Origin of the sequence: Vibrio sp. VP6 (assembly GCF_028823755.1) — a bacterium.
Classification (GTDB): domain Bacteria; phylum Pseudomonadota; class Gammaproteobacteria; order Enterobacterales; family Vibrionaceae; genus Vibrio; species Vibrio parahaemolyticus.
In genome coordinates this window covers 60,861-76,555 of record NZ_JAPEID010000026.1, presented here as the reverse complement: position 1 = coordinate 76,555, position 15,695 = coordinate 60,861, and the positions used below count along the sequence as shown (strand labels likewise).

The window sequence follows — 15,695 nt, the reverse complement described above, 5'->3', positions numbered from 1 at the left end:
ACTCGTGACCTCAACCTTGGCAAGGTTGCGCTCTACCAACTGAGCTAGTGTCGCATCAACAACGTTTCCGCTGTTCAGGGCTGCGAATTATAAGAGCATTTTTTTGTGATGCAAGTCCTTCGTTCAAAAAAACTTTAATTTTTTACTGAACGACGAAAAAGCAAGCAAAACAATCAAGAATGACAACAATTTAGATCGCAGCCTTAACAGTTAGATCTTAAAGATCGTTTCGCGGTAGTACTTTAACTCCGCAATAGATTCACGGATGTCGTCCAACGCTAAGTGTGTGCCCTGTTTAGAGAAACCGTCCAGCACCTCTGGCTTCCAACGACGAGTCAGCTCTTTTAGTGTGCTCACATCTAAGTAACGGTAGTGGAAGTACTCTTCCAATTCAGGCATATGCTTGTACAAGAAACGACGGTCCTGACCGATGCTGTTACCGCAGATTGGCGATACGCCTTTTGGTACCCATTTTTCTAAAAATTCGATGGTCTGTGCTACGGCATCTTGCTCAGAGATTTTGCTGTTCCGAACGCGCTCAACCAAACCGCTAGCTGTGTGCGTGTTGGTGCACCAATCGTCCATTTTAGCTAGCTCTTCTTCTGGCTGATGCACGGCAAGCACTGGCCCTTCAGCTAAAATATTCAGTTCGCTATCCGTGACGATAGAAGCAATTTCGATGATTTTGTGCGTTTCAGGATCAAGTCCTGTCATCTCTAAATCCACCCAAATTAGGTTTTGATCGCTAAAGGACATGGTTACGCCGCCTATTTGTTTATCGATAAAAGAGGTACTATACCTGAAAATACTTGAAACACGATACTCACGAACTTGAGCCGAGAACGAGCTCAATCGCTTGAGTTAACTCACTAAGTAAAACATTGTGGCAAAGAAGAAAAAGTTAACCAAAGGCCAGGTGCGCCGCGTACGCAGCAACCAACAAAAACGCCTAAAAAAGCAAGAAGAGTCCATCCAATGGGATGAGAACATGCTTGGCTCAAGCAAACAGGGTCTAGTGATTACTCGCTTTGGCCAGCACGCTGACATCGAAGATTTAGAAACTGGCGAGGTTCAACGCTGTAACCTACGTCGTGGCATTGAGTCTCTGGTTTCCGGTGACCGAGTGCTCTGGCGTGAAGGTCTTGAATCAATGGCAGGCATCTCAGGTGTTGTTGAAGCCGTAGAGCCACGTACATCAATGCTGACTCGCCCAGACTACTACGACGGCCTCAAACCAGTTGCGGCAAACATCGATCAGATGGTGATTGTCTCGTCTGTCTTGCCTGAGCTATCACTGAACATTATCGACCGTTATTTAGTGGCCGCAGAGACACTCAACATCGCACCATTGTTGGTGCTCAACAAGGTCGATTTGCTTGAGGCAGATGACCGTGCAATGTACGAAGAGTGGCTCAAAGAATACGAGCGAATTGGTTATAAAGTGCTGTTCGTGAGTAAAAATTCTGGTGAAGGCATTAGTGATTTAGAAGTGCAGTTACGCGATCGTATCAACATCTTTGTTGGTCAATCTGGCGTAGGTAAATCGAGTTTGGTTAATGCATTAATGCCTGAACTAGAACAAGAAGTGGAAGAAGGCGCAATTTCTGAAAACTCTGGCTTAGGTCAACACACCACGACAGCAGCACGCCTTTACCACATTCCAACTGGCGGCGATCTTATTGACTCACCAGGGGTTCGCGAATTTGGTCTTTGGCACTTAGAGGCTGAAGAAGTCACCAAAGCGTTCGTTGAGTTCCGCCCATACCTTGGTGGCTGTAAATTCCGAGACTGTAAACACAACGACGACCCTGGCTGTATTCTGCGTGAAGCCGTTGAGAAAGGCGAAGTGAGTGAGGTTCGTTTTGAGAACTACCATCGCATTCTAGAAAGCATGATGGAGAACAAGGCAAACCGCCAATACTCACGCAACAAGAAGGCCGATCTGTAACCAGATTGTCTGAGCGACTGTGTAAGAATTCTTCACCGAATACTGACAAGCACATTAAAGTTCAGTAACATCACGCGCCCAAAGCGCGAATCTAACAGAACAGACAGAAGTATCGGAATTAAAGATGGACAAGATTAAAGTTGGACTGCAGTACTGGATCCCACAACATGGCCTAACTCGCCTAATGGGCAAACTGGCATCAGCCAAAGCTGGTAGTCTAACCACCGCGGTCATTCGCTGGTTTATCAAACAGTACAATGTGAATATGGACGAGGCAAAGCACTCTGATCCTAAGCATTTCAAAACGTTCAACGAGTTTTTTGTTCGTGAGCTCAAGGAAGGCGCACGCCCAATCACTGAAGGTGATGAGATCATTACGCACCCAGCAGATGCTTGTGTGAGCCAATTTGGCCCAATTGAAGATGGTCAACTGATTCAAGCAAAAGGCCACAACTACTCGGCGCAAGAACTGCTTGGTGGTGATGAGAAACTCGCAGAAGAATTCAAAGACGGTTCATTCGCAACGCTATACCTATCGCCTCGCGATTACCACCGTGTACACATGCCATGTGACGGCACATTGCGCCAAATGATTTACGTTCCTGGTGATCTGTTCTCAGTAAACCCTCTGACAGCAGAAAACGTACCGAACCTATTTGCACGTAACGAACGAGTGGTATGTATCTTCGATACCGAATTTGGCCCAATGGCACAAGTTCTGGTTGGTGCAACCATCGTAGGCAGTATCGAGCAAGTTTGGGCAGGCACCATCACGCCACCTCGCGGTAACACGGTCTACAAATGGGATTACCCAGCAGAAGGTGACAAAGCCGTTATCCTGAAAAAAGGCGAAGAAATGGGTCGCTTCAAACTGGGTTCGACTGTGATCAACCTGTTTGCGAAAGACGCGATTGAGTTTGACGTAAGCATGGAAAACGGCCAACCAACCGTAATGGGCACACCTTACGCCCTGAAAAAATAAGCGAAAATCAGTTAAAAGAGCCCTTTATCAAGGGCTCTTTTTTTATTGATGAAAAGCAAAATTCTGTTCGAAATTTAGACTCTCTTCTCCAAACTCATACCTGCCTCTAAGACCCTAAATCCACAATCATTTATCCTGCGCTTAGGATGAATATTTAGAGGGGCAACCAATGCCAAAGATGAATGTCAGCACACTGGCTAAATTGCTGGTGTGTTTTTTAATTCCGCTCGGTGTTTTGATGATGCCGATTGATGCTATTCCCATTGATGATCTCACTTTAATTCAGCATCGCTTGTTGGCCATTTTTCTTCTTGCTGCCCTACTTTGGGTTCTTGAGCCGGTTCCCGTTTTTGCTACGTCCATTCTTATTATCGCTCTCGAACTGATCATGATTTCCGACAAAGGCTTGCATCTGTTTCGCAATCCACCACCAGGGCACGATCTTGGCGAGTTGATCAACTACACCGATATCTTCTCTGCCTTTTCGTCACCAATCATTATTCTTTTTATGGGCGGCTTCGCATTAGCGATTGCCGCCTCTAAGTATGAGCTCGACAACAACCTCGCTCGCGTGCTGCTTAAACCGTTTGGCAACCAGCCCAAATTCATCATGCTCGGGCTGATGTTGATCACCGCGGTATTTTCCATGTTCATGTCCAATACCGCAACAACGGTCATGATGTTAGCGCTACTTGGCCCTATTGTGGCGTCAGCACCGAAAGGTGACTTAGGCATTAAAGCACTGGTTTTGTGTATTCCAATAGCCGCCAATACGGGTGGTATTGCTACGCCAATAGGTACGCCACCGAACGCCATCGCACTGCAATATCTCACTGGAGAAAACACCATCGACTTCCTCTCATGGATGATGATGGGCTTACCTTTTGTCTTAGTGCAATTGACCATCGCTTGGTTCTTATTGCAAAAGCTGTTCCCATCGAGCGAGCCAGAAATGAAACTCAAGTTGGATGGCACTTTCAAAAAGAGCTGGCGCGCAATGGTGGTTTACGTGACCTTCGCCCTCACCATCGTCTTATGGATGACCACCAAAGCTCATGGCATGAATACGTACGTCGTCGCGATTATTCCTCTGGCAGTCTTTACCTTAACGGGCATCATGGGCAAAGAAGAGCTCAAACTGATCAACTGGGACGTATTGTGGTTGGTTGCCGGTGGTATTGCGATTGGCATTGCACTCGATAAAACGGGCTTGGCAGAAGCGCTCGCCCACGCAATTGATTATGAGGCGCTGTCTCCATTTGCGGTGGTGGTCGCACTCTCCATCGTATGTTGGTTGATGGCCAATTTTATGTCGAACACCGCGACCGCGAACTTGTTGATGCCAATTGCCGCAGCTATCGGGGTTTCCATGCCGAGTTTGGCCGCTGTCGGTGGCTTACAAGGCTTACTGGTTGTGGTCGCATTCTCGGCTTCACTGGGCATGATTTTACCTGTCTCCACCCCACCAAACTCATTAGCGTATTCAACTGGCCTGATAGAAAGCAAAGACATGGCGAAAGTCGGACTCATCATTGGCTTAATTGGTCTGTTTATAGTTTACGGCGCTGTGTTGATTCTCTTCTAACGTTCTGGCTCTGTGAGGGGTTATGCCTTCACAGAGCCCCTTCATTCCCATTACCTCGACTTCGTCCCCCTTTGCACACCATGATGAATAGAGATTTAACATTGCATTGCTGAATAAAAATCACACCATGTGCCTCAAGTTTCATCACTAACTGTCGATAAATTCACTAAAGCCTTTCATGTAACGCTCTGTGCTTGAATCGTCTAAACCCTCTGGAGTCACACGTTGTGACACTGATCTTTTTGTCTGTTTATAAAGGTTAGACAATGAGAAATACCATTAAGTTAAAAATCCAGATTGCTATCGCAGTCATTATCGCCATCGTAAGTGGCGTTCAAGCTTGGGTTTCCGTTAATCAAGTACGTACACAATATTAACCCTTTTAATAAATGCAATGTAAAAAAGAGGTTAGCTTACATACAGCCCATTAAACATTCGTTTTATGACCCAGTTCGTGAACCATAAAAAAGTAGCCCATAAAGTATTGAACTTTATTTATGGACTATGATTAAATATGAGCTACCCTTTTATGAACCAACTAGAGATAAACGAATGAGACGTTTTGCTTATTGCCGTGTTAGTACCACTGAACAAACAACAGAGAACCAAACTTTAGCTATTGCTAATGCAGGTTTTGAAGTACAAACAAACAGAGTTGTATCAGAAACGATTAGCGGCAGTGTTAAGGCTATGGATAGACCAGAGTTTTCAAAGTTAGTAGACAGACTAGAAGAGGGTGATTGTCTTATTGTTCTAAAGCTTGACCGTTTAGGGCGTGATGCTATCGACATACAACAAACTGTACAGATGTTCTCTGATATGGGTGTAAGGCTTGTTTGTCTTGATTTACCTGTTACTGACCTTAGTAGTTCAGAAGGGCGTTTGATGCTTCAAATGTTTGGGGCTTTTGCTGAGTTTGAAAGAAACAGAATAAGAGAGCGTACTGCCCAAGGCTTAGAGAGAGCAAAAGCAGAAGGTAAGAAACTAGGACGTCCACCAGCAACAGAAACAAACAGAAGAGTCCAATTAGCCAAAGCTCAAGGCTTAGGACAAAGCGCCACAGCTAGAGCTTTAGGGATTGGTCTAAGCACAGTAAAAAGACACTGGAAAGAGATTCTATAGCTGTTTAACAATTAGGCATTCTGAGAATAATAGCCTTCAAAATGAGCTTTTTAATAGTGAACCTGTCGCTATTGGATAACGACTAAACACGAGTGTAAAAAAATAAGTATGATGATCCTGTATTCACTTTTTACTTTGAAAGGAAAAACATGGCATCTCAAGCATTTATGAAAATCGAAAGCATTGCTCAAGGTTGTCTGACCTCTGGCTGTAACACTTTTTACTCGATGGGTAATAGCTACCAATCTGGTCATGAGGATGAGATTACAGTCCTTGCTTGTAGTCACACGATAGGTTACAGCAATCGAGCAATTCACCAACCGATAGAAATCATTAAAAAAATAGACAAATCCTCTCCAGTGCTCAATCAAGCTTGTACTGATGGGCAAGAGCTTAACTGTACAATCACATATTACCGCCCTACAGACAAAGGCACACAAGAAGCGTTTTATGAGATTAAGCTAACCGGAGCTATGATCCGCTCCATTTCAATGGATATGCCTCATTCTACTGATTTCAATGAGAAAGAGATGCAGGAAATCGTCACTATCGCTTATCGAGATATTCAATGGAGACATATCAGCGCTAACACCGCTGCGTATTCATCTTGGCTTGAACCATTGAAAAAGCTAGCTGAGAAATTTGAATGAGCATTTCAAGAAGAGACTTAGAACGTGATGAAGTACGTAAAGCTGTTGATGGGCTATTGAATACCGCAAATCGCTACAGCATCACACACTTACAGGATCCTCTAATTCGGTACTACTTTAAACGTGAGTACATTTTCTTAGGCAAGTGTTTAGTTGATGACTATGAGAATGGGATACTCGTTGGTGATAAAGTTGTTCGACTAGTGAAGCAAGAACGGCAAAGCCTGAAAGATCAAGCTGCTGATTTAGCCCTATATGGTCTTGGTGTATTTGCAGGGGCGGGACAAGTAGCTACTGGTTATGGTATTTGTACTGCTGAATCTATCTTTTCATTTACTGGTATGTCGTTTTGCGGTGGTGTTGGTGCACCAATGCTATTACATGGGGCTAACAACTTGTACGAAAACTCATACAAGATAGCAGGGAACATACATCAAAACTGGACAGGACGTTATACAGGTGACTTTGAAAATGTAAGTGGTCTACTGAAAGAGGGCTACAGGTTCGGAGCTAAGAATCTAGGGTTAGATGAACGAGACGGTGATGCTGCGTATGCTGTAGCGGATCTTGCTACTAGTGCCTACGGTTTGGTCAACAGTAGAAAGGTGGTTCAGCAATGGTCAAATATGCCAGACTCAAAGCAATTACAGCTGTTTAAGTATTTCAAGACAGATTACGAGAAGGGCGTAAAAGCAATGACTAAGACAGCTTTAGGTAGCGAAGTGATTGGTGGCATAAACACTACAATGACCGCCATAGAACCTTATGTTGAAGATAAGGATAAGGATTAATGTCTATAGTAACATATGTCTCGATTAGCTTGGTTGGTCTACTAATCACTCACATAATCTCAAATCAGTACATGTACGCTCCTAAGTTCAATCAAATGTACTTTTTGTTTTATCTACTGTGCTTAGGTTTATTTGGAGAGCCACATTACAGCTTAGCGTTCAAAAATGAGCCTTCGTTGATTTGGCGCAGTCTATTTGATGTCAAAACCATCGTTATCACAGAAAGCTTTGAAAATGTAGCTTTATTGTTCTTCTTCCTAACTCTACTTACCGTACCGCCCTCCCAATTTAATCGTTTAGAACCAGTCGAGTTATTTGTAAGGAAACACATTAAAAAACTATTTAAGTGATGATCTTGTTAACCTTGGTTGAATGTTTTTATTTTTACAATTCAAGTGGTTGGATCTTATGATACATGTACCATTGTAAAAATTAACCATTTTCTATACGTACCTACCGTGAGTGGACACCTTCACAGAAAAGGGGGAAAGGCTTTTCTGATTTGTCAGTAATGGAAGTTTGACCTATCTGAGTTAGCCACGGTCGGGAAACAAATCGGCTTCTTTGACTCTTAAAGCTACAGCTAGTTGTACTACCTCTGTGTCTAGAACCTGTCTTACACCTGCTTCTATCTTTGCTAGGGTTCCCCTGCTGATGTCCAAACCAATGACATTACAGCGTGCAGATAGCTCTTCTTGAGTTAGTTTTTGTTGCTTCCTTAATGTTCTTATCTGCGAACCAACGATGTTCATCATTGTCATTTTTCAGTCAACTTTCTTTGCTCCGGTTGTAGAGCAAATATTAGTTGCTAGAGTGCCTCAAAATGCTCCGCTCACGGAGCAGATGTTTAACAATGAAAATGAGGATTAAAGAGTGAGAAGTGAATTGAAAAAGGGGGTTAATACACCATCTTTGAAAGTAGGGTTTGATAGTCAATTAACTAAAGGTTGGAAGCTAGTCGCTTTCTTCACTGCGTGCATCTTAATGGTGATTGGCTTTAAGTTTGTGCAGAAAGTTTCCTTTATGTTGTTGGATGATGGCTCAGGGAATTGGATGTTGAGCCAAGGTAGTGTTGGTATAGCTCAATGTATTTATTATGTATTTTGCTTAATCCAGACAACAGACCGTGTTTATGGAGCAAAGAACCCTGAAAGTATAGAAAGTGAATTCTGGAAGTATGTGTACTTATCCGTTCAAAACCTAGCTCTTCTACAGGTAGTATTAACAATCGGTGCTCTTCTTATGTGGTGGTTATGGAGCTAACCAATTAGTGTACATGAACATTTAAGTTCACTGAGAGATGGACATTTTCTAGAGAATAATTCTCACTTCGTGAGGTGAGGTTATCTTCTATTCTTCCTTCTCTCAGTGTCTATCTTTTATATCAATGATCTTATCTCACTTCGTGAGGGATATTCCTTATCCCTGTCCTTCCGATAAGGGGCAATGAAAGAGTTAATACACTGACCAGATCCTATTCTTCATTGGTTCTTTGATAGCTTTCTGGTTCGTCTCATATCTCAAATCTATTGGGTAATCCTCTGTCACTTCTGTTTCTATTGTTATTCTTTTACTTTCATTACAATGGAAGATAGATAGATGATTGAAGGCTTGCTTTAAGATTCTATTGAGCCTAACCCTCGTGTTGAATAGTTCATCAGTGCTTAGCTCTTCTACCTTTACCTCCTCTAAGGGCAAATGAAAGGCATTGACTGTCAGTTGTAACGCTTCAGTGAAGTTTATGTGTACTGTTCTAGCCTTCTCAACTGTTTCCTTAGCTTTTGCTTCTTCTAGCTGCTTAGAAAGCTCTAGAATCAACGTAGAGCGCTTTTGCAACTCTTTGAGTATGAATGGATCACTAAAGGAAGAAGACGCCTCTAGAAGCTCCTCATAAGCTTTACGTTCTGCTTCATATCTTCCTTTTAACTCTGCATGGTAATTAATATCTTTCTGCTTCGACTTATCCACTAACTTAGCATGTTGTTGATGATACATAGGGCTGTTGAACACTTCATAAATGAATCGGTAAATCAACTCCATTCTTATCGGTTTGTTAGTACAATTTTTCTTCTTAAATTCTCTGCAAGTCAGATAATTAAGTGATGGTTGTTTGTTTTCAAAGAACATTGAAGAACCACACAAGCGACATTTAGCTATATGCACCAATGGATTAGGATAAGTAGTTTTCCTTCCCGCGGATTCTGGCGCTGAACGTTCTTTCTTACGTTGTAAAGAGGTGTAGTAGGTTTTTTCATCAATGATTGAAGGGTAGTAGTCCTCGATCACAGTATTCAGTGACTTTCTACCTTGAGAGGGTTCATAATGACCTAAAGCAGCTTTTGAATTTAAAAGCTTGCTAACCGTCGTTATAGCCCAACTACGTCCTTTAGGTGCAGGTATACCGCATTCATTCAAATATCGAACAATCTTAACTAGTCCCCACCCATCAATGGATAATTGGTAGATTTTACGTATGAGTTCTGCATATTCTTCTTTTACTGTGTATGTGCGTTTATCTGAGTTCAAAGTTAACCAAAACGGTGTACTACCGTGACGATTCGTTGAGTTCGGGTTTTGTCTTTTGTTATCCCATGCAGCCTTTAAGCGCTCTGACTTTGTCTTACTTTCATTGTGTGCTCGCTCCATGATAGTCAAAGAGATAATCAAATCTCGACTATCGCTATCACCGTCATAAATACAATGATCCATTAATGTAACAATCTTCACTCCACGACGAAGAATACCTAGCATTTGCTCTAAAGCTGTTTGAACTTTAGCCCTACTCAAACGGTCTAGGCTTTCAACTAATAGATAAGAACCTTCTGGAATCAAACCCTCACTTAATGCTGTTAAAAACTGACCTAGACCACCATCTTCTTGTGCGTTGGCAGAGTGAAAAGCAGATACACCTAAGTCCTGAAAGTTGGTATCTGATAGCGTCAGATTATTATCTTCACAGTATCGTTGAGCTAGTTGTGTTTGCCTACGCAAGCTATCCCCTTGTGCTTGCTGTGCTGATGAAAAACGGATGTAAGAATACGCAATGCTCATAAATACTTACCTTTCTAAATCTCTTGTTTCTTTGATTCTACCTTTAAAAGGTAAATATTACATGCTACTAACTTCACGAAGAAACCACATCCACACTCAACCGAGAAATACAGAATATTTCTGAGTCGACTAACCGTTATATCAGCGATTGGCTCTCAATTCGTAGCGATATGATGTTGGCGAACGAACAAATCATCGCCAGTTCTGATGATGCAGATCGCGAGTTATTGCTGACCAAACGCGCGGGGAAATTTCTCTCGGTTTACGCAGGGTTCTCTGACGGCGCTATTGCCTACGGCGATAAAAGCGAATCATGGCCATCCGATTACGACCCTCGAACTCGCCCTTGGTATCAAGACGCGATGGCACAATCTGGGCTGATCATTACCGAGCCATACCAAGACTTTGATGGTAGTATTGTGGTCAGCTTTGCCAAAGCGTTTAACCAAAACAAACAAGGCGTATTGGCCGCTGACTTGGCCGTCACAGACATCATCAACGAAGTATTGAATATCCAACTGGATAACAACGGCTTCGCGTTTTTGGTGGATGGCAACAATAATCTCGTCGCTTATAAAGATGAAAAGCTCAGCCAGAAACCGCTCACCACGTTAAATCCAGAACTGACTCGCGATAAAATGGCCAACTTGGCACAACACGCGAAGCTAGAAACAATCACGTGGCCAAAACAAGGCGACCAACTGATTTATGTTGCTCAAGTCCCTAACACCGATTGGTCTCTGGGCGTTGTGCAAGACAAACAAATGGCTTTTGCCTCCGTTTCGGAGCAAGTGACCTTTACTGCCATTGCTTCAATCGTGATGTATTTGATCATCGCTGCCATCAGCACTTACGTGATCACTCGCCTACTACGTCCACTGCAAACTTTGTCGGATGCACTCTCTGAACTGTCACAAGGTGAAGGTGATTTGACGCAGCGCATCGAGATTGAACGCATGGATGAAATTGGTGAACTGGCCACGCACGTCAACCAGTTCCTTGCTCAGATGCAATCAATGCTAAAAAACATCGTCGAAAACAGTCAGCAGTTGTCAGAACAAGCACAACAGGCGAACGAACTCTCAGCCATGGCGGCAGGACGCGTTGAGCACCAACAAAATGACGTAAACCAAATTGCTACGGCCATTCATGAAATGTCGGCAACCGCTGCAGAAGTCGCAAGTCATGCAGAATTGACTGCAAGTGCATCCCAAAACTCCGCATCTGCGTGTGTGGAAGGTCAAAGCGTTATTCAGAAAAACCGTGAAGCAATTGTGTCGCTTGCTGAGCAAGTGAGTGATGCGGCAAATGTAATTTCTGAACTGGAAGCGAACACCCAAAGCATCAACCAAATCCTGTCTACGATTCAAGGCATTGCTGAGCAAACCAACCTGCTCGCTCTCAATGCGGCAATCGAAGCAGCACGCGCGGGTGAACAAGGACGCGGATTTGCCGTGGTAGCGGATGAAGTACGTGTACTTAGCCAACGCACTCATGGCTCAACAGAAGAAATCCGTACCATGATTGAAACGCTGCAAAGCAATACCAAGCTTGCCGTAAACAGCATGCAAGCCAGCACTAGCTTGGCAGATACCAGCGTGGATTACGCACAGCAAGCGCACGACAGTCTAACCAGCATCACCAACTCTATCACTGAGATTAATGATATGGCGATGCAGATTGCGAGCGCAGCAGAAGAGCAGCGAGCGGTAAGTGAAGACATCAGCCGCAATACTCAAGGTATCAAAGACGATGCAGATGTCATTGCTGAGCAATCACTGAAAAGCAGTGAAGGCGCACGCAGAATGTTCAACACAGCGAACACCATGCGAGAAAACATCAGTCGCTTTAAAGTGTAAACCGCCCCAAAAAAGCAGCTCCCAGAGCTGCTTTTTTATTGATGTTATCTAGCCCTTTAACTTCCCAATAATAAATAAAAAAATGATGGCATTGCTCGTGGCATTTCATGCATATTAAGAGCCCTCAACCCTATTCAACAAGGACGTCTATCAATCATGGGTTACGAATGGCTTGCTCTGTGCGCTGCCTTTTTATGGGCGGTTTCCAGCCTGATTTCGGTTATTCCTGCGCAGCATCTGGGTGCCTTTTCTTACAGTCGTTGGCGGATGGGCTGCACAGCCGTGATTTTGTCGACCATGGCGTGGATAACCGGCGGTTGGCTAAGTGTGTCTTGGGAACACATTACGCCGATGATGGCATCCGGATTGATAGGGATCTTCATTGGCGACACCGCACTGTTTGCTTGTTTGAATCGCATGGGGCCAAGGCAAGCGGGCCTGTTGTTTTCCTGTCATGCCGTGTTTTCCACCATCTTAGGTTATTTCCTGTTTAGCGAAAGCATGACGGCCATTGAACTGCTTGGTTCTGCACTGGTGTTTAGCGGTGTGGTGATGGCGATATTCTTTGGCCGACGCGGACAAACTAACAATGTGCTCGAGGAAATCAAAGGCAACATTTGGGTTGGAGTCTCACTCGGCCTTACCGCTGCAATATGTCAGGCGCTCGGTGGTATTATTGCTAAACCGGTCATGCAAACCAGTGTCGACCCAATCGCTGCATCGGCAATTCGAATGATCAGCGCGTTCGTTGCGCACTGCTTATTACTTATCGTTGGTGTAAAAGTTGCTCGCTCCACCCAACGTATTACTTGGCGTGTTTTTGGCATTACGGCGTTGAATGGCTTTCTCGCAATGGCCGTAGGAATGACGTTAATTCTTTACGCGCTGCGCGAAGGGAACGTAGGCATGGTTGCTCTGCTATCTTCAACCACGCCAATCATGTTGCTACCGCTGCTCTGGGTTTACACTAAACGCCGACCAAACCGATTTGCTTGGTTGGGCGCGGCTCTAGCGGTGATTGGTGCGGGGATTTTAGTTCAGTAATCTTACAAACCAGTCCTTATTACCAGACACAAAAAAGCCCGAGTTTATACTCGGGCTTTTGTCATTCTGAGTCGTCAGTTAATTACTTAACTAGCACATCACCAGACATTTCAGCAGGGATTTCTAGACCCGCTAGAGAAAGCATTGTTGGTGCAAGGTCAGACAGTTTACCGCCTTCTTTGAACTCAACCGCTTTGTCACCTACGTAGATTAGAGGCACTGGTAGGTTAGTGTGTGCAGTGTGAACGCCGCCAGTTTCAGGGTCGATCATCATTTCTGCGTTACCGTGGTCCGCAGTGATCAATAGCTGACCGCCAACTTCTTTGATTGCTTCAACTACTTTGCCTACGCTTTCGTCTAGTGCTTCGATCGCTTTTTCAGCCGCTTCGTAAACACCAGTGTGACCAACCATATCTGCGTTCGGGTAGTTACAGATGATTGTGTCGTACTTACCAGACTTGATAGCCGCAACCAATTTCTCAGTTAGCTCTGGAGAGCTCATTTCTGGTTGTAGGTCGTAAGTTGCTACTTTTGGAGAAGCAACCAATTGACGCTCTTCGCCTTCAAATTCGTTCTCAACACCACCGTTGAAGAAGAAAGTAACGTGCGCGTATTTCTCTGTTTCAGAGATACGTAGCTGAGTTTGACCTTGCTTAGATAGCCATTCACCGTACGTGTTTTCTAGAGACGCTGGTGGGAATGCTGTTGCTAGAGGGATATCTGCCGCGTATTGAGTCAGCATCACGAAGTTGATTGCTGGGAATACTGCGCGCTCAAAACCGTCAAAACCAGGAACGAATGCACGTGTGATTTGACGTGCACGGTCAGCACGGTAGTTCATGAAGATAACCGCATCACCGTCTTGCATGATTGCGTCTTCTTGACCTTCTGCTTTAATCGCCGTTGCTTTCACGAACTCGTCGTTTTCGTCACGAGCGTAAGCCGCTTCAAGACCAGCAACAGCCGTTTCTGCTGTGAATTCAGCTTTAGCTTGGGTTAGTAGATCGTATGCAACTTGTACACGTTCCCAGTTGTTGTCACGGTCCATTGCGTAGTAACGACCAACTAGAGAAGCAACGCGGCCTTTACCTAGTTTCGCGAATAGATCTTGGAAACGTTGTAGCGAGTTTTCTGCACTGCGTGGTGGTGTGTCACGACCGTCTAGGAAACAGTGTAGGTAGATTTTTTCAGCGCCACGAGCTGCCGCCATTTCAACCGCTGCGTAGATGTGATCTTCGTGAGAGTGTACGCCACCTGGAGACATAAGACCCATGATGTGTACTGCTTTTTCTGCTTTCACTGCAGCGTCGATAGCTTCCACTAGAGCAGGAGTTTGTTCGAACTCACCATCAGCAATTGATTTAGTGATACGAGTTAGATCTTGGTATACAACGCGACCTGCGCCAATGTTAGTGTGACCAACTTCTGAGTTACCCATTTGACCATCAGGAAGGCCAACATCCATGCCTGAAGCAGAGATTAGAGTATGTGGGTTGTTCGCAATCAGAGCATCCATTACTGGTGTTTTCGCATTCGCAATTGCGTTACTTGCTGTGTCTTCACGGTAACCGTAACCGTCAAGGATAACTAGAGCCAGTGGCTTCTTAGCTGACATAGTGATGACCTCATCAAATTTAAGTAACTTTTGGCGTAGGGCTTCGCTGCCCTATCTAACCTTGAAACAAAACTAGCGTAATTTTACTACACTTTTTAACCAAAACTGTAGGTTAAGATCAAATAATGTTTGCGATTTAATGTTGCTATCTTACAAGTTAGCGAGCAACCAAGCGTCACCAACAAACGTGTTCCACAAGCATAGTCATTCCCAATACGCTTTGTACACCCAAGCCCACATTCGATGGCACGGCTCTCAACGTTGCCACAAAACTGTCAAAACGGTCTTCTTTTAGAGCGCTCAACATAACTGGCTGAGGATAGGTTCTATTGTTCTCTTTTCTTGGCAAAACAGAAGTCACTTAGACCGATTACTTCGATAGGAAAAAGTGATGAATAAGGATAGGAGAAGGGATGCGATAACAAGGACGTAGCGAGTTTATAGAGATCTCAATTATTCGTTAGAAAATTTTAACCCTCTCGCCTAAGAGGCTTAACCCCGCTATACTCCTGCTTTATTTTTCCGCCAACAGCGTAAGAGCTCAAGACATGCAAGAGTACATTGAATTTTTCCAACAGAACATGATTCTATCTTTGGTTTGGGTAGGTCTTCTTGTCGCATTTATCATGAACATCGTGAAGTCAGCGACGGCAGCATACAAAGAAATCAACGTAAACCAACTGACTCACCTAATGAACCGTGAAAACGGCGTTGTTGTGGATATCCGCACAAAAGATGAGTTCAAAAAAGGTCATATCACCGACTCACTTCACATTTTACCGTCAGACATCAAAGCAGGTAACTTGGGTAGCCTTGAAAACCATAAATCAGACCCAATCATTGTTGTATGCAAGACGGGCCAAACCGCTCAAGAAAGCGCGAACCTTCTAGTAAAAGCGGGCTTTGAAAAAGTTAGCCTACTTAAGAATGGTTTGATTGCATGGAACGAAGCAAACCTACCTTTAGTTCGTGGTAAAAAGTAGGAACGTGGCAAAAACTAAGGTACGCATTTAAACGCGATTTTGCCAAGCCTCGTGGATATAAAACT

Annotated in this window: 13 protein-coding genes and 1 pseudogene; 10 read left to right on the top strand and 4 right to left on the bottom strand. The window is 44.1% G+C overall.

The annotated features are described in order from the left end of the window. Nucleotides 1–210: 210 nt before the first annotated feature. Nucleotides 211–756, bottom strand: a complete 546-nt coding sequence (gene orn, locus OU793_RS16460; protein ID WP_005456987.1) for an oligoribonuclease — start codon at nt 754–756, stop codon at nt 211–213. A 127-nt stretch (nt 757–883) separates the two neighbouring features. On the opposite strand from orn, the gene rsgA reads away from it, so the two are divergent. The 6 genes from rsgA to OU793_RS16430 all read left to right on the top strand — a co-directional run bounded on the left by rsgA (nt 884) and on the right by OU793_RS16430 (nt 7,078). Next, nucleotides 884–1,948 (top strand): small ribosomal subunit biogenesis GTPase RsgA, encoded by a 1,065-nt coding sequence (gene rsgA, locus OU793_RS16455; protein WP_005496489.1) that lies wholly within the window; start codon nt 884–886, stop codon nt 1,946–1,948. A 124-nt stretch (nt 1,949–2,072) separates the two neighbouring features. Next, on the top strand, nt 2,073–2,930 hold the full coding sequence (gene asd, locus OU793_RS16450) for an archaetidylserine decarboxylase (RefSeq protein WP_005496488.1): 858 nt from the start codon (nt 2,073–2,075) through the stop codon (nt 2,928–2,930). Between the two features lie 169 nt (nt 2,931–3,099). Further along, a complete protein-coding gene (locus OU793_RS16445; protein ID WP_015297419.1) occupies nt 3,100–4,515 on the top strand; it encodes a DASS family sodium-coupled anion symporter in 1,416 nt (471 codons plus the stop codon). 552 nt (nt 4,516–5,067) lie between these two features. Then, nucleotides 5,068–5,637, top strand: coding sequence for a recombinase family protein (locus OU793_RS16440; RefSeq protein ID WP_086585368.1), 570 nt, complete (start codon nt 5,068–5,070; stop codon nt 5,635–5,637). A 149-nt stretch (nt 5,638–5,786) separates the two neighbouring features. After that, on the top strand, nt 5,787–6,287 hold the full coding sequence (locus tag OU793_RS16435) for an Hcp family type VI secretion system effector (protein ID WP_086368926.1): 501 nt from the start codon (nt 5,787–5,789) through the stop codon (nt 6,285–6,287). Beyond that, entirely contained in the window at nt 6,284–7,078 is a 795-nt protein-coding gene (locus tag OU793_RS16430; RefSeq protein ID WP_086585359.1) for a DUF4225 domain-containing protein, read from the top strand. The genes OU793_RS16435 and OU793_RS16430 overlap by 4 nt, the downstream gene beginning before the upstream one ends. A gap of 533 nt (nt 7,079–7,611) precedes the next feature. Here OU793_RS16430 and OU793_RS16425 read toward each other — a convergent pair. Next, nucleotides 7,612–7,833, bottom strand: a complete 222-nt coding sequence (locus OU793_RS16425; protein WP_224067049.1) for a helix-turn-helix domain-containing protein — start codon at nt 7,831–7,833, stop codon at nt 7,612–7,614. A gap of 118 nt (nt 7,834–7,951) precedes the next feature. On the opposite strand from OU793_RS16425, the gene OU793_RS16420 reads away from it, so the two are divergent. Continuing rightward, nucleotides 7,952–8,341 carry a hypothetical protein gene (locus OU793_RS16420; protein WP_086585357.1) on the top strand — a complete coding sequence of 130 codons (390 nt, stop codon included), beginning with the start codon at nt 7,952–7,954 and terminating at the stop codon, nt 8,339–8,341. Nucleotides 8,342–8,533: 192 nt separating this feature from the next. Here OU793_RS16420 and OU793_RS16415 read toward each other — a convergent pair whose 3' ends face one another. Beyond that, nucleotides 8,534–10,129 carry a recombinase family protein gene (locus tag OU793_RS16415; RefSeq protein ID WP_086585356.1) on the bottom strand — a complete coding sequence of 532 codons (1,596 nt, stop codon included), beginning with the start codon at nt 10,127–10,129 and terminating at the stop codon, nt 8,534–8,536. 71 nt (nt 10,130–10,200) lie between these two features. Between OU793_RS16415 and OU793_RS16410 the strand changes: the two are divergent. After that, nucleotides 10,201–11,988: pseudogene (locus OU793_RS16410) on the top strand (methyl-accepting chemotaxis protein); the annotation flags it as partial. A gap of 156 nt (nt 11,989–12,144) precedes the next feature. Next, entirely contained in the window at nt 12,145–13,032 is an 888-nt protein-coding gene (locus OU793_RS16405) for a DMT family transporter (RefSeq protein ID WP_005482188.1), read from the top strand. Between the two features lie 82 nt (nt 13,033–13,114). Here the strand turns inward: OU793_RS16405 and gpmM are convergent, their stop codons facing one another. Continuing rightward, nucleotides 13,115–14,647, bottom strand: coding sequence for a 2,3-bisphosphoglycerate-independent phosphoglycerate mutase (gene gpmM, locus OU793_RS16400; protein ID WP_005456931.1), 1,533 nt, complete (start codon nt 14,645–14,647; stop codon nt 13,115–13,117). 548 nt (nt 14,648–15,195) lie between these two features. Between gpmM and OU793_RS16395 the strand changes: the two genes are divergently transcribed. Then, on the top strand, nt 15,196–15,630 hold the full coding sequence (locus tag OU793_RS16395; RefSeq protein WP_005381472.1) for a rhodanese-like domain-containing protein: 435 nt from the start codon (nt 15,196–15,198) through the stop codon (nt 15,628–15,630). Nucleotides 15,631–15,695: the final 65 nt, after the last annotated feature.

Coding starts and splice junctions, on each gene's coding strand:
- orn (WP_005456987.1), bottom strand. CDS start 756: ATGTCCTTTAGCGATCAAAACCTAATTTGGGTGGATTTAGAGATGACA.
- asd (WP_005496488.1), top strand. CDS start 2,073: ATGGACAAGATTAAAGTTGGACTGCAGTACTGGATCCCACAACATGGC.
- OU793_RS16445 (WP_015297419.1), top strand. CDS start 3,100: ATGCCAAAGATGAATGTCAGCACACTGGCTAAATTGCTGGTGTGTTTT.
- OU793_RS16440 (WP_086585368.1), top strand. CDS start 5,068: ATGAGACGTTTTGCTTATTGCCGTGTTAGTACCACTGAACAAACAACA.
- OU793_RS16435 (WP_086368926.1), top strand. CDS start 5,787: ATGGCATCTCAAGCATTTATGAAAATCGAAAGCATTGCTCAAGGTTGT.
- OU793_RS16430 (WP_086585359.1), top strand. CDS start 6,284: ATGAGCATTTCAAGAAGAGACTTAGAACGTGATGAAGTACGTAAAGCT.
- OU793_RS16425 (WP_224067049.1), bottom strand. CDS start 7,833: ATGATGAACATCGTTGGTTCGCAGATAAGAACATTAAGGAAGCAACAA.
- OU793_RS16415 (WP_086585356.1), bottom strand. CDS start 10,129: ATGAGCATTGCGTATTCTTACATCCGTTTTTCATCAGCACAGCAAGCA.
- OU793_RS16405 (WP_005482188.1), top strand. CDS start 12,145: ATGGGTTACGAATGGCTTGCTCTGTGCGCTGCCTTTTTATGGGCGGTT.
- gpmM (WP_005456931.1), bottom strand. CDS start 14,647: ATGTCAGCTAAGAAGCCACTGGCTCTAGTTATCCTTGACGGTTACGGT.
- OU793_RS16395 (WP_005381472.1), top strand. CDS start 15,196: ATGCAAGAGTACATTGAATTTTTCCAACAGAACATGATTCTATCTTTG.